The following is a 1307-nucleotide window of genomic DNA, read 5'->3' on the forward strand; positions in this document are numbered from 1 at the left end:
CTTCTTGTATAATTCAAATATAAGGAATTCCGAGAAAGAAGGTTGAGAAAAAAATACCTCAGAGTAAAATAAGATTACTGACTTTGGACGGTTAGTAAAAAATCTTATTAAACAGTGAGGTACTTGAAATGAATTATAACACACAGAACGCAAAAATTGCATCTATTACGGAAAAGACTTTAATCGTTGGTATTGATGTGGGAAGTGAAACCCATTATGCAAGGGCTTTTAACTGGCGCAATTATGAGTACTCAAAGAAGCCGTTCGCCTTCAGCAATGATGAAGCAGGATTTTCCTCATTTAAGGATTGGATGGATGATATAGCAGAGAAACATGGGATGAAGGTTGTGATTCCAGGAATGGAACCAACAGGCCACTACTGGCTGAATCTTGGAGCGTACCTGCAGGAACAGGGAATGAAACCAGTACATGTGAATCCACATCATGTCAAGAAATCCAAAGAACTAGATGACAATAATCCGAGCAAAAATGACCGTAAAGATCCAAAGACAATTGCGGGTCTGGTAAATGAAGGAAGATTCTCTTATCCATATATTCCAACCGGGATCTATGCAGAGATCAGAAATCTGTCCAACCTTCGTATTCAGACACAGGAAGAGATTACAAGGATCAAAAACAGAATCGCCCGCTGGTTCAGCATTTATTTTCCGGAAATAAAAGACGTTTACAGGAATCCGGATGCGGTAAGCGGACTGATGGTAATCAAACAGGCACCACTGCCATGTGATATCAAAGAGCTTGGCGTGGACGGAGTGAATAAGATATGGAGAGATGCAAGGCTGAAAGGCGCTGGGATAAAGAGGGCAACGACCCTGGTAACAGCAGCGGAGCACAGCATCGGAAATACGGAAGCACCGAGAAGTGCCAGGAAAGAGATCCGAAACCTACTGAATGACTACGAAATATACAAAAACCGGATGGATGAACTTATGGAAGAGATAAAGGAAACACTTTCTGAGATTCCTTATATAGATAAGCTGATGGAGATCAATGGGATAGGGATAAAGACGGTAAGTTGCGTTATCGCAGAAGTAGGAGACATTGGACGTTTTGATAATCCGAAACAGGTGCAGAAGCTTGCCGGTTATGCCATTGTTGCAGACAGCTCCGGGAAACATAACGGGGAGAGCAGGATCAGCCACAGGGGAAGAAAGCGTTTGAGATATGCATTGTATGAAGCTGCGATATCTGTGATCGGGAAAAATAAAGAATTTAAGGAAATCCATAGTTATTACCGGACAAGGGAGAAAAATCCACTGAAAAAGATGCAGTCAGTGATAGCTGTG

The 1307-nt window shown here is 41.9% G+C and carries 1 protein-coding gene; it reads left to right on the plus strand.

What is annotated here, in order from left to right:
• Positions 1 to 128: 128 nt before the first annotated feature.
• A partial coding sequence (locus tag G5B11_RS18670) for an IS110 family transposase (protein ID WP_173729330.1) occupies positions 129 to 1307 on the plus strand: 1179 nt, incomplete at its 3' end.

The sequence above is a fragment of the Blautia glucerasea genome (assembly GCF_013304385.1).
Classification (GTDB): Bacteria; Bacillota; Clostridia; order Lachnospirales; family Lachnospiraceae; genus Blautia_A; species Blautia_A ammoniilytica.